At 40.1% G+C, this 25,903-nt stretch carries 26 protein-coding genes, 1 tRNA gene and 2 pseudogenes; 25 read left to right on the forward strand and 4 right to left on the reverse strand.

Going from position 1 to position 25,903, the window contains the following annotated elements:
• Positions 1-3 precede the first annotated feature (3 nt).
• Entirely contained in the window at positions 4-828 is an 825-nt protein-coding gene (gene endA / locus QM424_RS07345; RefSeq protein WP_033676154.1) for a DNA-entry nuclease EndA, read from the forward strand.
• 154 nt (positions 829-982) lie between these two features.
• Complete coding sequence (locus tag QM424_RS07350) at positions 983-2,314, forward strand: hemolysin family protein (RefSeq protein ID WP_414393963.1); 1,332 nt, start codon at positions 983-985, stop codon at positions 2,312-2,314.
• Positions 2,315-2,509: 195 nt separating this feature from the next.
• Here QM424_RS07350 and QM424_RS07355 read toward each other — a convergent pair.
• Positions 2,510-2,580, reverse strand: a tRNA-Cys gene (locus tag QM424_RS07355).
• Between the two features lie 161 nt (positions 2,581-2,741).
• Between QM424_RS07355 and QM424_RS07360 the strand changes: the two genes are divergently transcribed.
• The 5 genes from QM424_RS07360 to QM424_RS07380 all read left to right on the forward strand — a co-directional run bounded on the left by QM424_RS07360 (position 2,742) and on the right by QM424_RS07380 (position 9,232).
• Entirely contained in the window at positions 2,742-4,730 is a 1,989-nt protein-coding gene (locus QM424_RS07360) for a peptide ABC transporter substrate-binding protein (RefSeq protein ID WP_261055401.1), read from the forward strand.
• 66 nt (positions 4,731-4,796) lie between these two features.
• Positions 4,797-6,293 carry an ABC transporter permease gene (locus tag QM424_RS07365; RefSeq protein ID WP_000759914.1) on the forward strand — a complete coding sequence of 499 codons (1,497 nt, stop codon included), beginning with the start codon at positions 4,797-4,799 and terminating at the stop codon, positions 6,291-6,293.
• Positions 6,293-7,219, forward strand: a complete 927-nt coding sequence (gene oppC / locus QM424_RS07370) for an oligopeptide ABC transporter permease OppC (protein WP_000103691.1) — start codon at positions 6,293-6,295, stop codon at positions 7,217-7,219. Before QM424_RS07365 ends, oppC begins: the two co-directional genes overlap by 1 nt.
• Positions 7,220-7,227: 8 nt before the next feature.
• Positions 7,228-8,295, forward strand: a complete 1,068-nt coding sequence (locus QM424_RS07375; RefSeq protein WP_115904626.1) for an ABC transporter ATP-binding protein — start codon at positions 7,228-7,230, stop codon at positions 8,293-8,295.
• A 10-nt stretch (positions 8,296-8,305) separates the two neighbouring features.
• The gene (locus QM424_RS07380) at positions 8,306-9,232 is read left to right on the forward strand and encodes an ATP-binding cassette domain-containing protein (RefSeq protein ID WP_414393966.1); all 927 of its coding nucleotides are present in this window, start codon (positions 8,306-8,308) and stop codon (positions 9,230-9,232) included.
• A 414-nt stretch (positions 9,233-9,646) separates the two neighbouring features.
• Here the strand turns inward: QM424_RS07380 and QM424_RS07385 are convergent, their stop codons facing one another.
• Entirely contained in the window at positions 9,647-10,525 is an 879-nt protein-coding gene (locus tag QM424_RS07385) for a LysR family transcriptional regulator (protein ID WP_414393968.1), read from the reverse strand.
• 127 nt (positions 10,526-10,652) lie between these two features.
• Positions 10,653-11,003 carry a helix-turn-helix domain-containing protein gene (locus tag QM424_RS07390; protein WP_000208712.1) on the reverse strand — a complete coding sequence of 117 codons (351 nt, stop codon included), beginning with the start codon at positions 11,001-11,003 and terminating at the stop codon, positions 10,653-10,655.
• Positions 11,004-11,275: 272 nt separating this feature from the next.
• On the opposite strand from QM424_RS07390, the gene QM424_RS07395 reads away from it, so the two are divergent.
• From QM424_RS07395 to QM424_RS07480, 18 genes and pseudogenes are all read left to right on the forward strand, one after another.
• Positions 11,276-12,901, forward strand: a complete 1,626-nt coding sequence (locus QM424_RS07395; RefSeq protein WP_414393970.1) for a malolactic enzyme — start codon at positions 11,276-11,278, stop codon at positions 12,899-12,901.
• Positions 12,902-13,103: 202 nt separating this feature from the next.
• A pseudogene (locus tag QM424_RS07400) lies at positions 13,104-13,223 on the forward strand (IS630 family transposase); the annotation flags it as partial.
• A 391-nt stretch (positions 13,224-13,614) separates the two neighbouring features.
• Positions 13,615-14,592, forward strand: a complete 978-nt coding sequence (locus tag QM424_RS07405) for an ABC transporter substrate binding protein (RefSeq protein ID WP_414393972.1) — start codon at positions 13,615-13,617, stop codon at positions 14,590-14,592.
• A gap of 10 nt (positions 14,593-14,602) precedes the next feature.
• Positions 14,603-15,496 (forward strand): ABC transporter permease, encoded by an 894-nt coding sequence (locus QM424_RS07410; protein ID WP_102210573.1) that lies wholly within the window; start codon positions 14,603-14,605, stop codon positions 15,494-15,496.
• 12 nt (positions 15,497-15,508) lie between these two features.
• Positions 15,509-16,312, forward strand: a complete 804-nt coding sequence (locus tag QM424_RS07415) for an ABC transporter ATP-binding protein (protein WP_164226991.1) — start codon at positions 15,509-15,511, stop codon at positions 16,310-16,312.
• Between the two features lie 69 nt (positions 16,313-16,381).
• Positions 16,382-16,969 (forward strand): annotated as a pseudogene (locus tag QM424_RS07420) (alpha-amylase family glycosyl hydrolase); the annotation flags it as partial.
• 589 nt (positions 16,970-17,558) lie between these two features.
• A complete protein-coding gene (locus QM424_RS07425; protein WP_414393976.1) occupies positions 17,559-18,032 on the forward strand; it encodes an IS1096 element passenger TnpR family protein in 474 nt (157 codons plus the stop codon).
• Between the two features lie 362 nt (positions 18,033-18,394).
• Positions 18,395-18,643, forward strand: a complete 249-nt coding sequence (locus QM424_RS07430) for a YneF family protein (RefSeq protein ID WP_000364990.1) — start codon at positions 18,395-18,397, stop codon at positions 18,641-18,643.
• 199 nt (positions 18,644-18,842) lie between these two features.
• Complete coding sequence (racE, locus tag QM424_RS07435) at positions 18,843-19,637, forward strand: glutamate racemase (protein WP_050972309.1); 795 nt, start codon at positions 18,843-18,845, stop codon at positions 19,635-19,637.
• Positions 19,634-20,605, forward strand: a complete 972-nt coding sequence (locus tag QM424_RS07440; RefSeq protein ID WP_414393978.1) for a nucleoside-triphosphate diphosphatase — start codon at positions 19,634-19,636, stop codon at positions 20,603-20,605. Before racE ends, QM424_RS07440 begins: the two co-directional genes overlap by 4 nt.
• A complete protein-coding gene (locus QM424_RS07445; RefSeq protein WP_414393980.1) occupies positions 20,581-21,102 on the forward strand; it encodes a metallophosphoesterase in 522 nt (173 codons plus the stop codon). The genes QM424_RS07440 and QM424_RS07445 overlap by 25 nt, the downstream gene beginning before the upstream one ends.
• A complete protein-coding gene (gene cbpB, locus QM424_RS07450; protein WP_000560716.1) occupies positions 21,099-21,560 on the forward strand; it encodes a cyclic-di-AMP-binding protein CbpB in 462 nt (153 codons plus the stop codon). The genes QM424_RS07445 and cbpB overlap by 4 nt, the downstream gene beginning before the upstream one ends.
• Positions 21,557-22,291 (forward strand): site-specific tyrosine recombinase XerD, encoded by a 735-nt coding sequence (gene xerD, locus QM424_RS07455; protein WP_414393982.1) that lies wholly within the window; start codon positions 21,557-21,559, stop codon positions 22,289-22,291. Before cbpB ends, xerD begins: the two co-directional genes overlap by 4 nt.
• Positions 22,291-23,019 carry a segregation/condensation protein A gene (locus QM424_RS07460; RefSeq protein WP_045605577.1) on the forward strand — a complete coding sequence of 243 codons (729 nt, stop codon included), beginning with the start codon at positions 22,291-22,293 and terminating at the stop codon, positions 23,017-23,019. The genes xerD and QM424_RS07460 overlap by 1 nt, the downstream gene beginning before the upstream one ends.
• 18 nt (positions 23,020-23,037) lie before the next feature.
• Positions 23,038-23,607, forward strand: a complete 570-nt coding sequence (scpB, locus tag QM424_RS07465) for an SMC-Scp complex subunit ScpB (RefSeq protein WP_414393984.1) — start codon at positions 23,038-23,040, stop codon at positions 23,605-23,607.
• Positions 23,594-24,316 (forward strand): pseudouridine synthase, encoded by a 723-nt coding sequence (locus QM424_RS07470; protein ID WP_054376474.1) that lies wholly within the window; start codon positions 23,594-23,596, stop codon positions 24,314-24,316. Before scpB ends, QM424_RS07470 begins: the two co-directional genes overlap by 14 nt.
• The gene (gene yidD, locus QM424_RS07475) at positions 24,316-24,552 is read left to right on the forward strand and encodes a membrane protein insertion efficiency factor YidD (RefSeq protein ID WP_414393987.1); all 237 of its coding nucleotides are present in this window, start codon (positions 24,316-24,318) and stop codon (positions 24,550-24,552) included. Before QM424_RS07470 ends, yidD begins: the two co-directional genes overlap by 1 nt.
• Positions 24,553-24,621: 69 nt before the next feature.
• Entirely contained in the window at positions 24,622-24,768 is a 147-nt protein-coding gene (locus tag QM424_RS07480) for a hypothetical protein (RefSeq protein WP_414393989.1), read from the forward strand.
• Positions 24,769-24,845: 77 nt separating this feature from the next.
• On the opposite strand, the gene galE is transcribed toward QM424_RS07480, so the two are convergent.
• On the reverse strand, positions 24,846-25,844 hold the full coding sequence (galE, locus tag QM424_RS07485; RefSeq protein ID WP_414393991.1) for a UDP-glucose 4-epimerase GalE: 999 nt from the start codon (positions 25,842-25,844) through the stop codon (positions 24,846-24,848).
• Positions 25,845-25,903: the final 59 nt, after the last annotated feature.

A 25,903-nucleotide genomic window follows, 5' to 3' on the forward strand; every position in this document is an offset into this window, starting at 1 on the left:
AATATGAACAAAAAAACAAGACAGACACTAATCGGACTGCTAGTGTTATTGCTTTTATCTGCGGGAAGCTATTATATCAAGCAGATGCAGCCGACAGCTAATAGTCCCAAAACCAAGCTTAGTCAGAAAAAACAAGCGTCTGAAGCTCCTAGTCAAGAATTGGCAGAAAGTGTCTTAACAGATGCAGTCAAAAGCCAAATAAAAGGGAGTCTGGAGTGGAATGGCTCAGGTGCTTTTATCGTCAATGGCAATAAAACAAATCTAGATGCCAAGGTTTCAAGTAAGCCCTACGCTGATAATAAAACAAAGACAGTGGGCAAGGAAACAGTGCCAACCGTAGCAAATGCCCTCTTGTCTAAGGCTACTCGTCAGTACAAGAATCGTGAAGAAACTGGGAATGGTTCGACTTCATGGACTCCTCCAGGCTGGCATCAGGTTAAGAATCTAAAGGGTACTTATACCCATGCGGTCGATAGAGGTCACTTGTTAGGCTATGCCTTAATCGGTGGTTTGGATGGTTTTGATGCCTCGACAAGCAATCCTAAAAACATTGCTGTTCAAACAGCATGGGCAAATCAGGCTCAAGCCGAGGATTCGACTGGTCAAAACTACTATGAAAGCATGGTGCGTAAGGCCTTGGATAAAAACAAGCGTGTCCGTTACCGTGTAACTCTTTATTATGCTTCAAACGAGGATTTAGTTCCTTCAGCTTCACAGATTGAAGCCAAGTCTTCAGACGGAGAATTGGAATTTAATGTTCTAGTTCCCAATGTTCAAAAAGGACTTCAACTGGATTACCGAACTGGAGAAGTAACTGTAACTCAGTAAAAGATAAGATAAACTCCTATGTCACTTGTGGATGTAGGGGTTATTTTTTGGACAATTTAAGTAGAACTAGAATAGATACTGAGAAAAAATAATATGTACTGGACTATATTTTGTGATATAATAAAGGATAAGATACTATTTTAGGAGAAGAACTATGGAAGACCCAAGTAGTCAGAATTTGTTGCTACAATTAGTTTTATTGTTTATCTTGACGGTGTTAAATGCCTTTTTCTCAGCCACAGAAATGGCCATGGTTTCACTTAACCGTGCGCGGGTTGAACAAAAGGCAGAAGAAGGAGATAGACGCTATATCCGTCTGCTGAAGGTACTAGAAAATCCTAATCACTTTTTATCAACCATTCAAGTAGGGATTACCCTGATTACGATCTTATCAGGGGCGAGTTTGGCAGACACTCTGGGACGAGAAATTGCATCTTGGCTGGGAAATGGTGAAACAGCTTATGCCGTTGCAAGTTTTCTGTCTTTAGCATTTTTGACTTATATTTCCATCGTTTTTGGGGAATTGTATCCTAAGAGAATCGCTCTTAATCTAAAGGATGCCTTGGCGATTCGTACAGCGCCAGTTATTATTGGACTGGGAAAACTAGTTAGTCCCTTTGTTTGGCTCTTATCTGCATCTACCAATCTCTTGAGTCGCTTGACTCCGATGACCTTTGACGATGCTGATGAAAAAATGACCCGTGATGAAATTGAGTACATGCTGACAAATAGTGAAGAAACACTAGATGCTGACGAAATTGAGATGTTACAAGGGATTTTTTCACTAGATGAACTGATGGCCAGAGAAGTCATGGTTCCTCGAACGGATGCCTTTATGGTCGATATTCAGGATGATAGTCAAACCATCATCCAAAGTATTTTAAAACAAAATTATTCTCGTATCCCTGTCTATGATGGAGACAAGGATAACGTGATTGGCATCATTCACACCAAGAGTCTCCTTAAGGCGGGCTTTGTGGAGGGTTTTGACAATATTGTTTGGAAGAAAATCTTACAAGATCCACTTTTTGTTCCTGAAACTATTTTTGTGGATGACTTGTTAAAAGAATTGCGCAATACCCAAAGACAAATGGCAATCTTGCTAGATGAATACGGTGGGATGGCTGGTTTGGTGACCCTAGAAGACCTCTTAGAGGAAATCGTTGGGGAAATCGATGACGAAACAGATAAGGCTGAAATCGAAGTTCATCAAATCGGAGAAGATACTTATATTGTTCAAGGTACCATGAATCTCAATGATTTTAATGACTACTTTGATGTTGAACTGGCAAGTGATGACGTTGATACCATCGCTGGTTATTATTTGACAGGAGTTGGGACCATTCCAACGACTGAGAAACTCAGTTATGAATTAGTCAGCCAAAACAAACAGCTTATCCTAACCAATGATAAAGTGAAAAATGGACGTGTTACCAAGGTAAAAGTCCAAATCACAGAAGTCGAAATAGAAGAAGAAACAGAGTAAATTAGAGGCTTTTGTCATCATGAGTGACAAAGCTTTTTTCAGTTGTTTTAAAAGGGAATAGTATCCTCGAAAAACTCAGCCCCAACCTTGCCCCAAAAGTTTTTTAAAGTTATACGTATTTATTCGAGGAAAAAGAAAAAAGCCCTTTAAATTGGGCTTTCTGTCTTGATAAATTCCGATAAATTCGGTATTGAAAGGCGGTAGACGGATTTGAACCGACGATCAAGCTTTTGCAGAGCCGTGCCTTACCACTTGGCTATACCGCCTTAACGTTTATTATTATACCTTGAAAATGGTTTTCAGTCAATAGCTTTTTCAGATTTTTTGTGTCAATAAGCCTAAATATTCTGAAAATTCGTTTACTTTTCTTGAAATCTATGATATAATTGATGATAACCTATACTTTATTTATAAGAGGAGTAAATAAATGAAAAAAAGTCAAGTGCTTGCTGTAGCGGGAGCTACCTTATTAGCGTCAGGAGTTCTAGCTGCGTGTTCAAACACTAGTTCAAATAATGCTAAATTAGCAAAAGATTACCAATATGTTTATCAAACAGATCCAGAAACTTTGGATTATATCGTCAGCAATATCGATTCAACATCTTTCGTCACAACAAATGCTGTAGATGGTTTGTTGGCTAACGATAAATATGGTAATCTGGTTCCTTCTATTGCTGAATCATGGACAGTTTCAAAAGATGGTTTGACTTATACTTATAAAATCCGTAAGGATGCTAAATGGGTAACTGCAGAGGGAGAAGAGTACGCTCCTGTCACTGCTAAAGACTTCGTTACTGGTTTGAAACATGCTGTAGATGGAAAATCAAAAGGACTTTCAATCGTTAGCTCTTCTATTAAGGGATTAGAAGCCTATATCAAGGGTGAAACAAGCGATTTTTCAACCGTTGGAGTAAAAGCGCTTGATGATCAAACACTAGAATATACCTTGAACCAGCCAGAAACTTTCTGGAATGACAAGACAACTAGTGGTGTGTTGATGCCGGTTAATGAAGAATTCTTAACTTCAAAAGGGGAAGGTTTTGGTGCCCCAACAGATGCTAACTCTATTCTTTATAACGGTCCATTTGTCTTGAAGGCTGTAACTCCTAAATCATCTATCGAGATGGCTAAAAATGACGCTTACTGGGACAAAGAAAATGTAAAAATTGAGAACGTTAAGTTCACTTTCTGGGATGGTAAGGATCAAGATGTAATTGCCAAAGGTTTTTCTGATGGTCAATATAGCAAGGCTCGTATCTTCCCTACAAGTTCTACATATGAAAAATATGCAGCTGACTTCAAAGATAACATTTACTTTAATGAACCAGGAGCGGGTGTTGCAACTGTCAGCTTGAACTATGGCCGTACAACCTATAACCACACTGCCAAAACAAGTGATGCTCAAAAGACATCTACTCAGAAAGCATTGCTAAACAAGGAATTCCGTCAAGCCTTGAACTTTGCTGTCGATCGCAATTCTTACTCAGCTCAAACAAATGGTACTGATGGAGCTGCAGTAGCCATCCGTAATACATTTGCACCATATAATCTTCAAGTTGGTAAGAAAACATTTGGTGAATTGGTACAAGATAGCTTGGCTAAGACAAATTCTTCTACTTGGTCAAACGTGTCTCTAGCAGATTCTCAAAATGGCCTTTACAATGAAGAAAAAGCTAAAGAAGTCTTTGCTAAAGCTAAATCAAGCTTGCAAGCTGAAGGTGTTGAATTCCCAATCCACTTGGATGCCTTGGTTATCCAAGAATCAACAGCGGTTGTAAACCGTGTTCAATCATTGAAACAATCAATTGAAAAAGTATTGGGTTCAGATAATGTTGTTGTAGACTTACAACAAATGACTCAAGCAGAAGCTTTACCAATTTCATTTAGCGCTCCAACAGCTAAAGAACAAGACTGGGATATCCATACCTTGCTAGGATGGAACCCTGACTATCAAGATCCTTCTACTTTCTTGGATCAATTCGTCCTTAAGGGAGGAAGTACTCGTCTTTACCTTGGTATTGACCAAAACACAGATGCATCAGTAGTAAGCAAACTTGGTTTAGCTGACTATGGAAAATTACTTGATGACGCAAACAGCGAAAACCAAGATGTTCAAAAACGTTATGAAAAATACGCGGTAGCACAAGCTTGGTTGACTGACAATGCTTTGACAATTCCAGTAATGGCTTCTCCTAAAGAAACAGCCGTTTCATATGTTTCAAAAGTTCTACCATTTAGCTCTTCATATTCTGTAGCCGGCCTTAAAGGTGAAAATTCAGGCTACTTGAAGTACACTGAAGTTGGTGAAAAAGCAATCACCAAAGAAGAGTATGAAAAAGCTCGTGAAAAATGGTTGAAAGAAAAGACTGAGTCAAACGAGAAAGCTCAAAAAGAATTGGCAAGTCATGTGAAGTAAATAATTTTCAATAGAACTTTCTCTCCATGAGGAGAAGGTTCTTTTGGGATTTTTAAAGGAAATGATATGAAAAAATATATTTTTATGCGTGTTTTGCGGTCATTGGTTTCTATCTTCTTAGTAACAACCTTGACTTACACGATTATCTATACAATGGTTCCTCGAAAATTGATTTTCAAACAGGATACCAACTACAACAAGATTGCGACAACGGCTGATAAACGTGATAACTATGAGAATACTGTTTATGAGCGTATGGGCTATATCGAGTACTACGATACCAAAGAGTTGCAAGAAAAAGCTAGCCAGATGGATGCTTCTGTAACCGTTGAAGCTAATGACACCAACAAGGCTATCTACGAAAAATACATCAAACAAATCGGTCATGGTTGGACCTTGGGGGAATTTACTGAAAGTGGCCAATTCTACGCTACTCGTGAAATCCCGATTTTTGAACGTGTTTTTCACTTCTATGCTAACTTGATTGACATTGACCATACAAATAAAATTCAAGACCCTGAGAATCCAGACTTGAAACGTTACCTTCGTTTTGAAAATGATCCAGCTATCGGATGGTCCTTGGTTGGTTCAGGAACTAAACACAAATATCTCTTGTACTTCAACAGTCAGTTCCCATTTGTGCATCAAAACTTTGTGAACATTAATTTAGGTGACTCTTATCCAACCTATGCTAATAGCCCTGTTTTACAGGTTATTACTCAAGGACAAGGGCAAACAAAAACATCTCAAGTTCAGTTCCCAACAGGTAAGAAAACTTCTTCTGTAAATATTTACTCAAGAACCTACAAATCACCTAGTCAGGCTGACTCTCGTGAAGTGGCTAACTATGGGAAAGATGATCCATATACTGCAACTGAAAGTAACTACCAATATCCTTCTATGATTGCTAGCTCTGCAGTCGTTGGATTGATTGGTTTGGTGATTTCTTATGCGATTGCCGTGCCACTTGGTTCAGCTATGGCTCGCTTCAAGAATACTTGGATTGATAGCTTTTCAACAGGGGCTTTGACCTTCTTGATGGCTCTTCCAACAATTGCCTTGGTTTATATCGTTCGTTTGGCTGGTTCTTCAATCGGTTTGCCAGATTCATTCCCTATCTTGGGTGCTGGAGATTGGCGTTCGTATGTTTTACCAGCAGTTATCCTTGGTTTGTTGGGTGCTCCTGGTACCGCTATTTGGATTCGTCGTTATATGATTGACTTGCAATCACAAGACTTTGTTCGTTTTGCTCGTGCAAAAGGTTTGTCTGAAAAAGAAATTTCAAACAAACACATCTTTAAAAATGCCATGGTTCCGCTGGTTTCAGGAATTCCTGGTGCTGTTATCGGGGTTATTGGTGGTGCAACCCTTACTGAAACAGTCTTCGCCTTCCCAGGTATGGGTAAAATGTTGATTGACTCTGTAAAAGCATCTAATAACTCTATGGTCGTAGGTCTTGTCTTCATCTTTACATGTATTTCTATCTTCTCACTTCTTTTGGGAGATATTTGGATGACGATTATTGATCCACGTATTAAATTGACTGAGAAAGGAGGCAAATAATGTCTACAATCGATAAAGAAAAATTTCAGTTTGTAAAACGTGACGATTTTGCCTCTGAAGCCATTGATGCGCCAGCTTATTCATACTGGGGTTCAGTGTTTAGACAATTTATGAAGAAAAAATCAACTGTAGTCATGTTGGGAATCTTGGTAGCTATCATTTTGATGAGTTTCATCTACCCAATGTTTTCTAAGTTTGATTTCAATGATGTCAGCAAGGTAAACGACTTTAGTGCTCGTTATATCAAGCCAAATGCTGAGCATTGGTTCGGTACAGACAGTAACGGTAAATCTCTCTTTGACGGTGTCTGGTTCGGAGCTCGTAACTCTATCCTCATTTCTGTGATTGCGACAGTGATTAACTTGGTTATCGGTGTTTTTGTCGGTGGTATTTGGGGAATTTCAAAATCAGTTGACCGCGTGATGATGGAAGTTTACAACGTCATCTCAAACATCCCATCTCTTTTGATTGTCATTGTCTTGACTTACTCAATCGGAGCTGGATTCTGGAATCTGATTTTTGCCATGAGTGTAACAACATGGATTGGGATTGCCTTCATGATTCGTGTGCAAATCTTGCGTTACCGTGATTTGGAATACAACTTGGCATCACGCACTTTGGGAACACCAACCTTGAAGATTGTTGCCAAAAATATTATGCCACAATTGGTATCTGTTATTGTGACAACCATGACTCAAATGCTTCCAAGCTTTATCTCATATGAAGCCTTCTTGTCATTCTTCGGTCTTGGATTACCGATTACCGTGCCAAGTTTGGGTCGTTTGATTTCGGATTATTCACAAAACGTAACAACTAATGCTTACTTGTTCTGGATTCCATTGACAACCCTTGTCTTGGTATCCTTGTCCCTTTTCGTAGTTGGTCAAAACTTAGCGGATGCTAGTGATCCACGTACACATAGATAGGAGTAGAAATGACAAAAGAAAAAAATGTAATTTTGACTGCTCGCGATATTGTCGTGGAATTTGACGTTCGTGACAAAGTATTGACAGCCATTCGCGGCGTTTCCCTTGAACTAGTTGAAGGAGAAGTATTAGCCTTGGTAGGTGAGTCAGGATCAGGAAAATCTGTTTTGACAAAGACCTTCACAGGTATGCTCGAAGAAAATGGTCGCATTGCTCAAGGAAGTATTGACTACCGTGGTCAAGATTTGACAGCCTTATCTTCTCACAAGGATTGGGAACAAATTCGTGGTGCTAAGATTGCGACTATCTTCCAAGATCCAATGACTAGTTTGGACCCAATTAAAACAATTGGTAGTCAGATTACTGAAGTTATTGTAAAACACCAAGGAAAAACAGCTAAAGAAGCAAAAGAATTGGCCATTGACTACATGAATAAGGTTGGGATTCCAGATGCAGATAGACGTTTTGATGAATACCCATTCCAATATTCTGGAGGAATGCGTCAACGTATCGTTATTGCGATTGCCCTTGCCTGCCGACCTGATGTCTTGATCTGTGATGAGCCAACGACTGCCTTGGATGTAACCATCCAAGCACAGATTATTGATTTGCTAAAATCTTTACAAAACGAGTACCATTTCACAACAATCTTTATCACCCACGACCTTGGTGTGGTAGCAAGTATTGCGGATAAGGTAGCGGTTATGTATGCAGGAGAAATCGTTGAGTATGGAACTGTTGAGGAAGTCTTCTATGACCCTCGCCATCCATATACATGGAGTCTCTTGTCTAGCTTGCCTCAGCTTGCTGATGATAAAGGGGAGCTTTACTCAATCCCAGGAACACCTCCGTCACTTTATACTGACCTGAAAGGGGATGCCTTTGCCTTGCGTTCAGACTATGCAATGCAAATTGACTTCGAACAAAAAGCTCCTCAATTCTCAGTATCAGAGACACATTGGGCTAAAACTTGGCTACTTCATGAGGATGCTCCAAAAGTAGAAAAACCAGCTGTGATTGCAAATCTCCACGATAAGATTCGTGAAAAAATGGGATTTGCCCATCTGGCTGACTAGGAGGAAGGAAATGTCTGAAAAATTAGTAGAAATAAAAGATTTAGAAATTTCCTTCGGTGAAGGAAGTAAGAAGTTTGTCGCGGTTAAAAATGCTAACTTCTTTATCAACAAGGGAGAAACTTTCTCGCTTGTAGGTGAGTCAGGAAGTGGGAAAACAACGATTGGTCGTGCTATCATCGGTCTAAATGATACTAGTAATGGGGATATCATTTTTGAAGGTCAAAAAATCAACGGGAAGAAGTCTCGTGAACAAGCTTCTGAGTTGATTCGTCGTATCCAGATGATTTTCCAAGACCCTGCAGCAAGTTTGAATGAACGTGCTACTGTTGATTATATTATTTCTGAAGGTCTTTACAATCACCGCCTGTTTAAGGATGAAGAAGAACGTAAAGAGAAAGTTAAAAATATTATCCGTGAAGTGGGTCTGCTTGCTGAGCATTTGACTCGTTATCCTCATGAGTTTTCAGGTGGTCAACGTCAACGTATCGGTATTGCACGTGCCTTGGTCATGCAACCAGACTTTGTTATTGCGGATGAGCCAATTTCGGCCTTGGACGTTTCTGTGCGTGCCCAAGTCTTGAACTTGCTCAAAAAATTCCAAAAAGAACTTGGTTTGACCTATCTCTTCATCGCCCATGACTTGTCGGTCGTTCGCTTTATTTCAGATCGTATCGCAGTTATTTACAAGGGTGTTATTGTAGAGGTTGCAGAAACAGAAGAATTGTTTAACAATCCAATTCACCCATATACTCAAGCCTTGCTTTCAGCGGTACCAATTCCAGACCCAATCTTGGAACGCAAGAAGGTCTTGAAGGTTTACGACCCAAGTCAACACGATTATGAGACTGATAAGCCATCCATGGTTGAAATCCGTCCAGGTCACTATGTTTGGGCTAACCAAGCCGAATTGGCACGTTACCAACAAGGACTAAACTAATAATGGTTTTATAATTTCCATGTCAATTTTTATGGGAATTATAAACCTTTTTTTGTTGGACTGATTTGAAAAACTTTGAAAGCGTTCTGAAAGAATTTTCGAAAGAAATAGAATTCTTAGAAAATCATTGAATTATAGTGAGATGAAATAAAATCTGAACAACTTTATTAGGAAAGTCAAATTCATTTCTAGAAAAGGTTTAGAAGTCGCGGCGTATTACTCTAGTTTCAATCTACTATAGTCTAATACTCTTCGAAAATCTCTTCAAACCACGTCAGCTCTATCTACCACCTCAAAATACTGTTTTGAGAAGCCTGCGGCTAGATTCCTAGTTTGCTTTTTGATTTTCATTGAGTATAATATCTACAATGTAAAAAACTCTAGCTATCAATTCATTGATAGTTAGAGTTTTTTCTATTCATATGATTTAAGGAGATTAAATAAGGCTTCTACTTCTGATGACGGTGTAGCTGATTTAAGGTAAGCGTAATAAACTGTAAAAGTTATCTTATCCTTCGGTATAAGAGGAATTTTTATTAAATCATCATCTTCATCAGAAAGTGCGATATCAGCCAGTAAACTAAGGCCAATCCCTTTCTTTAAAAGTTCTTTAAGGATGGCAATGTCATCAGTCTTAAAGAATATTTCTGCCTTGTTTTGATACTTTTGATTAAGCGTTTCAAAAGCTTTCAGGTGAACAAAGTGTTCGTCTAAGAGTATAAAGGATTGATCTGCTAATTCTTCAAAAGCGAGGGAAGGAGCAGTGGCAAAAGGATGGTTCTTAGATAAAACGACATACAGTTCTTTATGAAATAGCTCGTGTGACTCTATTGAAGGATAATTGAGTGGTTCAATTAAACCGAGTAGGCTTGCATTAAGGTCTCCCTTAAGGAGAAGGTTTAATAACTCTACGGAGCCACCACGGATAGGGCGTATCTTTTTTAAAAAATCGAATTTATCTTTTTCGTTTAAGGCAGCAAAGAGATACTGAATGATAATAGGAGGGAATCCTACAGTAGAGTATTGTGCCAAGGAGCGATTAATTTCTTTGCGAGTAGAAATGACCTCAGGTAAAATCAGTTCTGTATGCTTTAGAAGGATTTGTCCTTGAGGAGTTAGCTTGAAGGAACGATGCGAGGGGTCATGGTGAATCAATTTGCAGTTAAAGGATTCCTCTAAGCGCTTGATAGCATAAGAAATAGATGGTTGGCTGACTTTATGTTGTTTTGCTACTTCCGTATAGGATTGAAGCTGGCAGAGATCATAAAAATATTGTAGATCTTTTAAATTCATATGGGTTCACTTTCATTAGTTGGAGAAGGAAAATAAGTGGAAAACAGCAGATAAATAATTTTTATCCGTATCCTACAATTTGACTATACGAGTATTCACCAGTTAAAATGTAAGTGAGTCAGGGATCTCAAAGATTATCTAAGATACTTTCAAAAATGACCAACATTTTTTCTCGTTTATCAATAGGGAGCTGTTTAATCTTCATGTTGATTCTTTTGAGTGAAAGATTGTCACTCTTATCAGAGGTTGATTCAAGGCTATCAAAATTGAAAAATTCCTCTGGGGTCATTTCTAGGGCGTCAATCACTTTTTCAAGACTGTGAATGGTCAGATTCACATTTTGGTTTTCAAGTTGATTGATATACTTAAGCCCGAGTCCTGCTTGTTCCGAAAGTTCTTCCTGGCTCATTTTATTCTGTGTTCGAAAATATTTCACTTTTTGGGAAATATATTGTTGTAAATAGTTTTTAGTTGTCATATAAATAGAATACAAGTTTTATATGACAAAAAACACCTTAAAAAATACAAAGTATTACATAACATACCTAGATGATATTTATTTTAATTAGGATTGTCAATTTGTATGATTGGTTTATTTTACTCGAAACTTTTAGTAAAGAGAGATCATCGAGAGTTTGATGAGTTCAGAAATTTATAACATATGCGTATACAATTGTATTATTTAAACAACAACGTTTTACGAACAATTCGTTTCATGTGGTATAATATAAGTAAAAAGGAGCTTGCACTATGACTGCACATGATATTTTAAACAATCCTTTCCTCAATAAAGGTACTGCCTTTACCTTAGAGGAGCGAAAGGAACTAGGCCTTATTGGTTTACTGCCACCGTATGTTCAAACGATTGAAGAACAAGCGGCGCAAACTTATGCACAAATGCAAACAAAAGCCAATGATTTGGAAAAACGTCTTTTCCTAATGGAAATTTTTAATACCAACAGGACTCTTTTCTATTACCTCTTTTCTCAACATTTAGAAGAATTCAATCCAATTGTATATGATCCAACCATTGCAGATACGATTGAAGGCTATAGTGATCTTTTTGTAGTTCCCCAATATGCGGGATATCTTGATATTAATCATCCTGAAAATATTGAAGCTACTTTGAAAAACGCTGCCGGGGGTCGCGAGATTCGTCTCATTGTTGTAACAGATGCAGAAGGAATACTTGGAATTGGCGACTGGGGAACAAATGGTGTCGATATTTCTGTTGGGAAATTGATGGTCTATACGGGTGCTGCTGGAATTGATCCTTCAATGGTCCTTCCTTTAGTTATTGATGCAGGGACTAACCGTGAAGAACTTCGTAACAATCCTAATTACTTAGGAAATCGTCACGAACGGGTCCGCGGAGATCGTTACTACGACTTCATTGACCAATTTGTTCAAACAGCAGAACATCTCTTTCCTAAACTCTACCTTCACTGGGAAGACTTCGGCCGCTTGAATGCTGCCAATATTCTTGAAAAATACCGGAAACAAATTCCGACCTTTAATGATGATATTCAAGGTACAGGAATCGTTACCTTGGGTGGTATCTTCGGTTCGCTGGATATTAGTGGTGAAAAATTAACAGATCAAGTTTATCTCTGCTATGGTGGTGGTACTGCGGGTGCAGGAATTGCCTCTCGTATTCTTCGTGAAATGGTAAGTGAAGGTCTTTCTGAAGAAGAAGCCTATAAACGGTTCTTTATGGTTGATAAGCAAGGTCTTCTCTTTGATGACATGGATGACTTGACACCAGAGCAAAAACCATTTGCTAAGAAACGTGCTGACTTTAGTAATGCAGATAAGTTGACTGACCTGCTTGAAGTAGTGAAGACTGTGAAGCCAACCATTCTTGTAGGAACTTCAACTCAGCCTAATACCTTCACTAAAGAAATAGTAGAAGCTATGTGTGAAAACACAGAACGTCCAATGATCTTCCCTTTGTCAAATCCAACTAAATTGGCAGAAGCTAGTGCCAAAGATTTGATTGAATGGTCAGATGGCAAAGCTTTTGTCGCAACAGGAATTCCTGCTGATACGGTTTCTTATAAAGGTGTAGACTATGTGATTGGTCAAGCAAATAATGCCCTGATTTACCCAGGTCTTGGTCTAGGTATGCTGGCTTCTGAAGCAAGTCTTTTGACTGATGAAATGATTGGAGCAGCGGCGCATTCATTGAGTGGTATTGTCAATCCAGGCCAACCAGGAGCTCCTGTCTTGCCACCATTCAAGTATGTAGCAGATGTTTCTATTAAAGTAGCAGAAGCAGTCGCTAAAAAAGCACAAGAGCAAGGTCTTGCACGCGCTAAGGAAACAGATATGGCCAAAGCAGTTCGTGATTTGAAGTGGTATCCAGAGTATAAATAATTCATTTCTGCTGCTTATCCTCGGGATACTTGGCTTATTTTGGATATGTTAGCAATCTACAGAGTTGATAACCGAAAAGTAAAGAGATTGTCGTATTGACTATTGGTTTTAAACAGTATAAAATGACTGTCGATTTTTTGTCCGACTGCTAATAGTCAGTTTAATACTATACTAAAATCAAAACGCATTATATAATAGTGATATGAAATCAACCAAAGAAGAAATACAAGCCATCAAAACACTTTTAAAAGACTCTAGTACAACTAAATACCAAAAAAGTCTTCAAATCGTTCTATTTTGTCTAATGGGCAAATCTTTGAAATTATCCTAAAAGAATTGAAAGAATTATGAAAGAATTTTCGAAAAATTTTAAAAAATTCTGAAATATTCTTGACAGGTGATGAAAAAGGTGGTAAGATAGGAAACATCAAAAAAGAAAGCAGAAAAAGAAATGAATAAAAGACAAGCTGTAACAATGAATCAAAACTTTTACTTTAGCTACTTTAGATAGTGTTTGTAGACATGTCACCATGGATGCAAACAGTTCAAGCAATTTGTTTGTATCTATGTGGCTAAGATTTTTGATTGTGGTCCATATAGATGAATATCTAAATGGACTAGCCAAGTTATAACTTGTTAGATTATTTCAAGCATCCGTTTAGATATTATCTAGGCGGTTTTTTGTTTTATCTTTTCTGAGAAGGAGTTTCATTATGAAAGTTGTTCGAAAATTACTAGCCCCCCTCTTGGTAGTGGGGATCCTCTTGACCTCTCTGATCAGTTTGCATCAGTTGAAGGCAGATAAGAAAAAAGATGTATTTCGTATCGGTATTTCACAATTTATTACCCACCAGTCTCTAGACGCTACTAGAGAAGGTTTTGTGGATGAGCTGGCCAAGCAAGGCTATGTTGAAGGGAAAAATATCGAGATTGATTTGCAAAATGCACAGGGAGAACAACGAAATCTAAAAACCATTTCCCAGCAACTAGCAGAATCTAGTGATGTCGTTCTAGCCATCGCAACGCCTTCTGCTCAGAGTTTGGCTAATACAACACAAACGACACCTGTTATCTTTTCAGCGGTAACAGATCCTGTCAGTGCCAAGTTGGTTGAGTCAAGAGAGCATCCTGGGGGCAATGTGACTGGAACAAGTGACCAGTCATCAGATGCCATTTCAACCCAAATCAATTTGATAAAGAAAGTGTTGCCAAAAGCTAAAACGATTGGAATCCTCTATACTCAGAGCGAGCCAAACTCAGTTGTCCAAAAGGATGAAGCTAAGCGCCTTCTGGAAGAAAAAAGCTTTACCGTTGTTGAAAAAACAATCTTGGACAGTAACAACGTCAAGGCGGCAGCAGAAAGCTTGATGGCAGAGGTGGATATGGTTTTTGTACCAACGGATAATATCATTTCATCAACCATGGAAACAGTCAAGCAGGTTTCTATTAAACACAAGGTTCCAGTATTTGGTGGTTCAACAGAAATGATTGCTGTTGGTGGCTTGTATAACTACGGAACCAATTATGAAGAACTGGGACGACAGACAGCTCGCATGCTGATTCGTGTTTTAAAAGGTGAGAAGCCAGAAAATATAGCAGTTGAGTTGCCTGAAAAACTGGAATTGCATACCAATAAAGAAATGGCAGATGCACTAGGAATTGATATTAGTAAATTAGAGGGCAAGAAATAGGAGGTTTAAGATGAGTTTTGTATTATCTAGTTTATCAGAAGGTTTATTGTGGTCGATTATGGCGATTGGGGTCTACTTGACTTTCCGTATTTTGGATATTGCGGATATGACTGCTGAGGGAGCCTTTCCTCTGGGTGCAGCTGTCGTCGTATCACAGATACAGGCAGGGACAAATCCTTGGATTGCGACCTTACTTGCTTTGCTGGCAGGTATGGTAGCTGGTCTTGTATCAGGAATGCTCCACACCAAGATGAAAATTCCAGCTCTCTTGACAGGGATTGTAACCTTGACAGGGCTTTATTCAATCAATATTAAAATCATGGGAAGTGTGCCCAATCTTTCCTTGGGAGATTCTTCAACTGTCTTTAAACAATTGGCGAGCTTGGGGCTGACAACTGAAGAAGCTGTTTTTACGCTCAGCTTGGTTTGTCTCTTACTTGTTTGTTTGGTCTTGACTCTTTTGATGAAAACGGAGATTGGATTAGTCTTGCGTTCGACTGGGGACAATATTCCGATGAGTGAGGCCAATGGGGTCAATGTAGACACCATGAAGATTGTTGGTTACATGATTTCAAACGGCTTGATTGCCCTATGTGGTTCCTTGTTTGCCCAAAATGATGGATTTTCGGATGTGACTTCTGGGACAGGAACCATCGTTGTTGGTTTGAGTGCAGTGATTATTGCGGAAGTCTTGATACACGACTTGACCATTGGAGGCCGCTTATTATCTATTGGAATTGGCGCAATTGTTTACCGCTTGATTATTTTAAATATCTATGAAATTCCAAATCTAGATCAAAACCTGGTTCGTCTCTTTAATGCAATCTTGCTTGCCTTGGTTTTATTTGCACCAGAGTTGCAAAAGAGATTAAAGATTCGTGGTTTGAAACTGAGAAATGAATAGGAGGAAAAAGTTATGGCAAGTTTATTAACACTTGAAAATATTCACAAGACATTTGAAGCAGGGACGGTCAATGAGAACCATGTCCTCAAAGGATTAGATTTAGAGGTTGAAGAGGGAGATTTTATCTCTGTAATCGGTGGAAATGGAGCAGGTAAATCCACTTTGATGAATATCTTGGCTGGCAATCTATCGGTGGACGAAGGAGATCTTTTATTGGCAGGTAAATCCATTAAAAATCTGAGTGTCAGAAAGAGAGCCAAGGATATCGCCCGTGTTTTTCAGGATCCTAAGATGGGAACAGCTTCGCGTTTGACGATTGAGGAAAATATGGCTATTGCCTTGAGACGTGGGCAAAAGAGAGGGCTTGGTTGGGGCGTGAAGGAGAAGGATAGAATCCAGTTCCAAGAAGCCTTAAAAGAGTTGAATATTGGTCTTGAGAATCGCTTGAAAGTGGATACTCAATACCTTTCAGGAGGACAAAGACAGGCCTTGACCCTAGTCATGGCAGCCTTGGTGAAGCCCAAACTTTTGCTTCTGGATGAACATACTGCGGCACTTGACCCGAAAACGAGTCAAATGGTGATGGACTTGACGCAAAAGATTGTGGAAGCCCATCAGTTGACGACTTTGATGATTACCCATGATATGAACCATGCAATCGAGTACGGAAATCGTCTCATTATGCTCTATCAAGGAAAGATTGTGGTTGATGTTAAGGGAGAGGAGAAAAAGCATCTGACGGTTGAAGATCTCATGCATCTCTTCCAGAAAAATAGTGGCCAAAGCCTAGTTAGTGATGAATTGGTTTTGGGATAAAGAAAAAGGCTGAAATCTAGTGTTTCAGTCTTTTATTTCTTACGTTTTGCAAAATCGACAAATCGAAATTCTCGTGGGACACCTTATATCTACATGGGTGAGGAAATTGGCATGGTTGAACCTGACTATGATTCCATGGATGATTATGTGGATGTCGAATCGCTCAATGCTTATTAGATGCTCTTGAAAGAAGGGAAAAGCCAGCAAGAAGCTTTCAAGCTCATTCAGGCTAAGTCACGTGATAATTCACGAATCCCTATGCAGTGGGATGCTTCAGAAAATGCAGGATTTTCAACAGGTACTCCATGGTTGAAAGTTGGTAAATCCTATAAAGATATCAACGTAGAAAATGAAATTCAAGGTCCAATTTTCACCTTCTATCAAGACTTGATTCGACTGCGTAAGGAAATGCCAATCATTTCAGAAGGGAGTTACAAACCAGCCTTTGAAGATAGCCAGCAAGTCTACGCTTTTGAACGCCAGTATGAGGATCAAAAGTTACTAGTGCTCAATAACTTTTATGCCACAGAAGTGGAAATCGACTTACCAGAAGCCTACCAAAATGGACAAATTTTACTTTCTAACTATGAAGATGCAGAAGTATCTGAGAAAATTCTACTTAAACCGTATCAAACACTGGCTATCTATGTAAATTAATACTCTTCGAAAATCTCTTCAAACCGTGTCAGCTCTATCTGTCACCTCAAAACAGTGTTTTGAGCAACCTGCGCTAGCTTCCTAGTTTGCTCTTTGATTTTCATTGAGTATTACTCATAACCTTTTCGGTATTATGGTATTATCGTACCTTGGACGAAGTGAATGACGTAGCTCAGATGCATGCGCTAAGTCAAGAACGAAAACGTTGGATGCAATGGGATATTGGTATTAAAATATTAGGGCTCATCTTGTCCCTGACAATTTTTCTAGCAGGAGTGGACTTATCAGTCATAGTAAGGCTTTTGTTTATTGTTATTCCTAGACAAGTTGAAAAATAATGAGCCTTGCCCTCGTAATACGCAGACAAGGACTTCGCAGCCATAACAGCCAATCAGTGACACACTATTGCGACAGCTTCGACAATTTATACGACTTAAAAAACAAGAACACTTTGCCTTTATTAGAGTGTTTCTTGTAAAACAGAAGCATTATCTAGTTTCAAATACCACAGTTAGACAAACTTATGTTAAAATGACTGAGAGGGAATGTTTCCTAAGAGCAATCCTATCGATTCGCTATTGGAGGTATGATGGTACACTTAAAATTAGTAAAAAAAGAAATAGAGGCTGAAAAGCCAGCGTCTGTAGAAGCTTGGGTTATTTCTGTCAAATTTAGAAAAGGTTGCTACCGACATATACAGATTCCAAAAACAAAAACGTTAGCGGAACTAGCAGATGTTATTTTATGGAGTTTTGATTTTGAAAACGATCATGCTCATGCATTTTTCATGGATAATGTTGCGTGGAGTCATGCAGATTCTTACTTTCTTAGCTTTGTTAGTGACGATGTTGAAGAACGTTACACGGAAAATGTCTATCTGGATATCCTAAGTGTCAAACAAAAATTTAAGTTTATTTTCGACTTCGGTGATGAATGGCGTTTCGAATGTCAAGTGCTGAGAGAAATCGAGGCGGAAGACGAAGAAGCTTATCTCGTACGTTCGGTTGGAACGCCACCAGAACAATATCCAGATTATGATGGTTTTGACTATGAAGAATGGTAGAAATTGCTACATTGGATAAAGACAAACGTTATTATGATACACCGATTGAGGCACGAGCAAAACTATAGCGTGGGATTATTCCACAAGAGATTAAGAGTGTTTTTGGAAAAGTTATAATTTCAGTTTTGCTTTTAAGGAGCAGTTAGTAAGAAATACACAGAAGCTGATGGGGTATTGCTCTTAAGGCTTGGGAGACATCTTATCTTAACTGACTCTGTAATCTAAAAAAGTTCCCTTTTTTTTTCAGAAAAGCAGGGTTCTTTTTGCTGTCTATTCCATCCCTGAAAGTGTAGAACAAACTAGTCAGGGTGGCTAGTTTATGGTATAATGAAAGAGACTCAAAAAGAAACAGGAGAAAAATGATGGATTTACTATTAGCAATTGTATTGATTGTGCTAGCTTTTCTAGGAGGAGCTCTTGGAGGAATGTACTTGGTTCGTAAGCAAATTGAAAAAGAATTCGCTGACAACCCACGTTTGAATGCTGAAGCAGTTCGTACTCTTTTGAGTGCAAATGGTCAAAAACCAAGCGAAGCTAAGGTACAACAAGTTTACCACCAAATCATCCGCCAACAAAAAGCAGCCCTTGCTAACAATAAAAAGAAAAAATAAATAAGGAAAAGTCTGGGATGAAAGTTCCAGACTTCTCACTATGTTGGCTATGGTTTAGGGATAAGACTTTTTCCTTGCATTCTATTGATATTTGATTATGATTAAGAGAGATAGTCGTTTATTATGCTGTCCTTCAGTTCTTAAAGAAAAGTAATCATAATGAACTATCAATCAGAAAAAAGACTAGAAAGAAGACTGTATGGATAATCGACCAATTGGTTTTTTGGATTCGGGTGTTGGGGGCTTGACCGTTGTGCGCGAGCTCATGCGCCAGCTTCCCCATGAAGAAATCGTCTATATTGGAGATTCGGCGCGGGCGCCTTACGGGCCCCGTCCTGCTGAGCAAATTCGTGAATATACTTGGCAGTTGGTCAACTTTCTCTTGACCAAGGATGTCAAGATGATTGTCATTGCTTGTAACACTGCGACTGCTGTCGTCTGGGAAGAAATCAAGGCTCAACTAGATATTCCCGTCCTAGGTGTGATTTTGCCAGGAGCTTCAGCAGCCATCAAGTCCAGCCAAGGTGGGAAAATCGGAGTCATTGGAACACCCATGACGGTACAATCAGACATCTACCGTCAGAAAATCCATGATCTGGATCCGGACTTACAGGTGGAGAGTTTGGCCTGTCCCAAGTTTGCTCCCTTGGTGGAGTCTGGTGCCCTGTCAACCAGTGTCACCAAAAAAGTTGTTTACGAAACCCTGCGTCCCTTGGTTGGAAAGGTGGATAGCCTGATTTTGGGTTGTACCCATTATCCGCTGCTCAGACCTATTATTCAAAATGTCATGGGACCCAAGGTTCAGCTCATTGATAGTGGAGCAGAGTGCGTACGGGATATCTCAGTCTTACTTAATTATTTTGAAATCAATCGTGGTCGCGATTCCGGACCACTCCATCACCGTTTTTACACAACAGCCAGCAGCCAAAGTTTTGCACAAATTGGTGAAGAATGGCTGGAAAAAGAGATTCATGTGGAGCATGTAGAATTATGACAAATAAAATTTATGAATACAAGGATGAACAGGACTGGTATGTCGGGTCCTATGGTATTTTTGGTGGCGTCCGGACGTTGACGGATGATGACTTGGATTTTCCTCTATTAGAGTTTGCCCAAAGATTTCGAGATGAGGATCGAGGTTTTCCTATTTCTGTGATTGTTTTACGCTATGGTTCTCTCTACCGTTTATGGTCTTTTGTGGTAGATATCCTCAACCAAGAAATGGGACGAAATTTGGAAATTATACAACGTCAGGGGGCTTTTCTCTTAGTTGAAAATGGGCAACTCTTGTATGTGGAATTGCCCAAAGAAGGGGTCAATGTTCATGATTTCTTTGAGACAAACAAGGTTAGAGAAACCCTGTTGATTGCGACTCGTAACGAGGGCAAGACCAAGGAATTTCGAGCTATCTTTGACAAGCTAGGCTATGATGTGGAAAATCTCAATGACTATCCTGACCTACCTGAAGTAGCAGAAACAGGTATGACCTTCGAAGAAAACGCTCGCCTCAAGGCGGAAACCATTTCCCAATTAACGGGCAAGATGGTTCTGGCAGATGATTCGGGGCTCAAAGTCGATGTTCTAGGTGGCTTGCCAGGTGTCTGGTCAGCTCGTTTCGCAGGTGTGGGAGCTACTGACCGTGAAAACAATGCTAAACTTTTGCACGAATTGGCCATGGTCTTTGAACTCAAGGACCGCTCGGCTCAATTCCACACAACTCTAGTCGTAGCCAGTCCAAACAAGGAAAGTTTGGTTGTGGAAGCAGACTGGCCTGGCTACATTAACTTTGAAGCTAAGGGTGAAAATGGCTTTGGCTATGATCCTCTCTTCCTAGTGGGAGAGACAGGCAAATCATCAGCCGAATTAACCCTGGAAGAAAAAAATAGCCAATCTCACCGTGCCTTAGCCGTTAAGAAACTTTTGGAGGTATTTCCATCATGGCAAAGCAAACCATCATTGTAATGAGCGATTCCCATGGCGATAGCTTGATTGTGGAAGAAATCCGTGATCGCTATGTGGGCAAAGTTGACGCCGTTTTTCATAACGGAGATTCTGAAATGCGTCCCGATTCTCCCCTTTGGGAAGGCATCCGTGTTGTTAAAGGGAACATGGACTTCTACGCCGGCTACCCAGAACGTTTGGTGACTGAGCTTGGTTCGACCAAGATTATTCAAACCCATGGTCACTTGTTTGACATCAATTTCAACTTTCAAAAGTTGGACTACTGGGCTCAGGAGGAAGAGGCTGATATTTGCCTCTATGGTCACTTGCATGTGCCAAGTGCTTGGATGGAAGGCAAGACCCTCTTTCTAAATCCAGGTTCCATCAGTCAACCACGTGGTACCGTCAGAGAATGTCTTTATGCTCGTGTGGAAATTGATGACAGTTATTTCAAAGTGGACTTTTTGACACGAGACCATGAGGTGTATCCGGGATTGTCCAAGGAGTTTAGCCGATGATTGCCAAGGAGTTTGAGACTTTCTTGTTGGGGCAAGAGGAAACTTTTTTGACCCCCGCTGAAAATCTAGCTGTGTTGATTGATACCCACAATGCAGATCATGCGACCCTCTTGCTCAGTCAGATGACCTATACCCGTGTTCCCGTTGTGACAGATGAAAAACAGTTTGTTGGGACGATTGGGCTCAGAGATATTATGGCTTATCAGATGGAGCATGACTTGAGTCAAGAAATCATGGCGGATACGGACATTGTTCATATGACCAAAACGGACGTAGCGGTTGTTTCGCCAGATTTTACCATTACAGAGGTCTTGCACAAGCTGGTAGATGAGTCTTTCTTGCCAGTTGTGGATGCGTCAGGGATTTTCCAAGGGATTATCACGCGCAAGTCTATCCTCAAGGCAGTCAATGCCCTCTTGCATGACTTTAGTAAGGAATATGAGATTCGATGCAAATGAGAGCCAGGATTTCAGCCTTTTTAGAGGAGAAGCAGGGCTTATCTGCCAATTCCAAGCAGTCCTATAAGTATGATCTGGAACAATTTTTAGATTTGGTAGGCGAGCGGATTTCTGAGACTAGTCTCAAGATTTACCAAGCCCAGCTAGCTAATCTAAAAATCAGTGCCCAGAAGCGAAAGATTTCGGCCTGTAATCAATTTCTCTACTTTCTCTATCAAAAAGAAGAAGTGGATAGCTTTTATCGTTTGGAATTAGCTAAACAAGCTGAAAAGAAGACAGTAAAGCCAGAATTGTTAAACCTAGACTCTTTTTGGCAGGAAAGTAATTATCCAGAGGGGCGTTTACTGGCTCTACTTATCTTGGAAATGGGGCTCTTGCCGAGTGAGATTTTAGCTCTCAAGGTTGCGGACATCAATCTGGACTTTCAGGTGTTGCGAATCCAGAAGGCTTCCCAACAGAGGATTGTCACCATTCCTACAACCTTGCTTTCAGAGTTGGAACCCTTGATGGGCCAGACCTACCTCTTTGAAAGGGGAGGGAAAGCCTATTCTCGTCAGTGGGCCTTTCGTCAGTTAGAGTCCTTTGTTAAGGAGCAGGGTTTCCCAGCCTTATCAGCCCAAGTCTTGCGGGAACAGTTCATTCTAAGACAAATAGAAAACAAGGTCGATTTGTACGAAATTGCAAAAAAATTAGGATTAAAAACAGTCCTGACCATAGAAAAATATAGATAATGGATATTAAATTAAAAGATTTTGAAGGGCCCCTGGACTTGCTCTTGCACCTGGTTTCTAAGTACCAGATGGATATCTACGATGTGCCTATCACAGAAGTCATCGAACAGTATCTAGCCTATGTCTCAACCCTGCAGGCCATGCGTCTGGAAGTGACGGGTGAGTACATGGTTATGGCCAGTCAGCTCATGCTGATTAAGAGCCGCAAGCTTTTGCCAAAGGTAGCAGAAGTGACAGACTTGGAGGATGACCTGGAGCAGGATCTTCTCTCTCAAATCGAAGAATACCGCAAGTTCAAGCTCTTGGGTGAGCACTTGGAAGCCAAGCACCAAGAACGGGCCCAGTACTATTCCAAAGCACCGACAGAGTTGATTTACGAAGATGCGGAGCTCGTGCATGACAAGACGACCATTGACCTCTTTTTGGCTTTTTCAAATATCCTAGCCAAGAAAAAAGAGGAGTTCGCACAGAATCACACGACTATCCTGCGGGATGAGTATAAGATTGAGGACATGATGGTCATCGTGAAAGAGTCCTTGACTGGACGAGATCAATTGCGCTTGCAGGATTTGTTTAAGGAAGCCCAGAATGTCCAAGAGGTCATCACCCTCTTTTTGGCAACCCTAGAGTTAATCAAAACCCAGGAGTTGATCCTCGTGCAAGAGGAGAGTTTCGGAGATATTTATCTCATGGAAAAGAAGGAAGAAAGTCAAGTGGCTCAAAGCTAGACTTGATAGAGAGGAAAGATGAGTACTTTAGCAAAAATAGAAGCGCTCTTGTTTGTAGCGGGTGAAGATGGGATTCGGGTCCGTCAGTTAGCTGAACTCCTCTCTCTGCCACCGACAGGCATCCAACAGAGTTTAGAAAAATTAGTCCAGAAGTATGAAAAGGACACTGATTCCAGTTTGGCTCTGATTGAGACAGGGGGAGCTTATAGATTGGTGACCAAGCCTCAATTTGCAGAGATTTTGAAGGAATACTCTAAGGCACCTATCAACCAGAGTTTATCTCGGGCTGCCCTTGAGACCTTGTCCATCATTGCCTACAAGCAGCCCATCACACGGATAGAGATTGATGCCATCCGTGGGGTCAACTCGAGTGGAGCCTTGGCAAAGTTGCAGGCCTTTGACTTGATACGAGAAGACGGGAAAAAAGAAGTGTTGGGTCGTCCCAACCTCTATGTGACTACGGATTATTTCCTAGATTACATGGGGATAAACCATTTAGAAGAATTACCAGTGATTGATGAGCTTGAGATTCAAGCCCAAGAAAGCCAATTATTTGGTGAAAGGATAGAAGAAGATGAGAATCAATAAGTATATTGCCCACGCAGGTGTGGCCAGTAGGAGAAAAGCAGAAGAGTTGATCAAGCAAGGCTTGGTGACGGTTAACGGCCAAGTGGTACGTGAACTAGCAACCACTATCAAGTCAGGCGACAAGGTCGAAGTTGAAGGCCAGCCTATCTACAACGAAGAAAAGGTCTATTATCTGCTTAACAAACCACGCGGTGTCATTTCCAGTGTGACAGATGACAAGGGCCGCAAGACTGTTGTGGACCTCTTGCCCAATGTCAAAGAGCGTATTTACCCTGTGGGTCGTTTGGACTGGGATACATCAGGTGTCTTGATTTTGACCAATGATGGGGACTTTACGGATGAAATGATTCACCCTCGTAATGAGATTGACAAGGTTTATGTCGCGCGTCTTAAAGGTGTGGCCAATAAGGACAATCTCCGCCCCTTGACCCGTGGACTTGAGATTGATGGCAAGAAAACCAAGCCAGCTGTCTATGAGATTCTCAAAGTGGACCCAGTTAAAAACCGCTCTGTGGTGCAGTTGACTATCCATGAAGGGCGTAACCACCAGGTTAAAAAGATGTTTGAAGCTGTTGGTCTCCAAGTGGACAAGTTGTCACGGACTCGTTTTGGACATCTAGACTTGACAGGACTCCGTCCAGGAGAATCCCGTCGTCTTAATAAAAAAGAAATCAGCCAACTACATACCATGGCTGTAACCAAGAAATAATGAAACGAATTTTAATAGCGCCTGTGCGCTTTTACCAACGGTTTATCTCGCCAGCCTTTCCCCCCTCTTGTCGCTTTGAGCCTACTTGTTCCAATTACATGATTCAGGCTATTGAAAAACATGGCTTTAAGGGTGTCTTGATGGGCTTGTCTCGGATTTTACGTTGCCATCCCTGGTCGAAAACAGGCAAGGACCTCGTCCCAGACCACTTTTCTTTAAAGAGAAATGCAAAATAATACTCAATGAAAATCAGAGAGCAAATTAGGAAACTAGTCGCAGGTTGCTCAAAACAGTGTTTTTAGGTTGTGGATAGAACTGACGAAGTCAGCTCAAAACACTGTTTTGAGGTTGTAGATGAAACTGACGAAGTCAGTAACCATACCTACGGAAAGGCGACGTTGACGTGCTTTGAAGAGATTTTCGAAGAGTATAAATTGGATTCTAATATATAAAACACAGATAGATGATACTTGGTATTTATCAAGTGCCATCTATCTGTGTTTTTATTTATGATTGATGTTTCTGCTATTTATTCCAAAATGTTTTTGCTTTCTTTAACACGCCAATGATAATCCGATAAAATAATATCTTCAAGGGAGTAGCTAGCCTTCCAATCAAGATATTGTTTAGCTTTTGAGGCGTCTGCTAGGACGCTAGCTGGGTCACCAGCACGACGCGCAACAATCTCGTGTGGGATTTTTTGATTCAGTAATTCTTCAGCAGTTTTAAAGATTTCTTTGACGGTATAGCCTTTTTCAGTTCCTAAGTTAAAGATTTGAGAAGAACTGTCTTCTTGAAAGAGGTAATTCATCCCTTTAACGTGAGCCTGTGCAAGATCCAAGACATGAATGTAATCTCGAATACATGAACCATCACGTGTATCATAGTCATCTCCAAATATTTTTAGGCTATCATTTTGTCCTAATGCGGTCTTGTTGATATTTGGAATGATATGAGTTGGATTTTTCACGCGCAGACCGTTTGAAGCATCCATTTCAGCCCCAGCAACATTAAAGTAACGGAAAATAACATATTTCCAATCGTAGCGATTGGCCATCCAGTAAATCATTCGTTCACCCATCAGTTTTGTTTCTGCATAAGGGTTGACAGGGTCGAGCAGGGTATCTTCAGTTGCAGGCTTGTCAATACAGTTATTACCATAGAGGGAAGCAGTCGAAGAGAACATGATTTTTTGAATACCAACTTCAGATAAGACTTTGAGAACTTGGTTCATACCAGCAACATTGGCAGTGAAGTATTTGCTTGGGTTTTCAATGCTTTCGCTTACAACAATTTCACCTGCACAATGAAGAACAGCATCAATCTGATTTTCTTCTAAGTAAGCCTTTAAGGCGCTAGCATCATAAACATCCAGTTGTTTAAAGCTAGCACGACTATCCACAGCCGCTCGATTTCCTGTAGAGAGATTATCTAGAACATGTACCTGATAGCCAGCATTTAAAAGAGCTTTAACGGTATGGGAGCCAATGTAGCCAGCTCCACCTGTAACAAGAATTGTTTTGGTCATGATTTTTTCCTTTACCTATTTTTGTACTATTTTAAAGAAATAAGAAGGCGAAGTCAACT

It is taken from the genome of Streptococcus mitis (assembly GCF_047464945.1).
In the GTDB taxonomy this organism is placed as follows: domain Bacteria; phylum Bacillota; class Bacilli; order Lactobacillales; family Streptococcaceae; genus Streptococcus; species Streptococcus mitis_EA.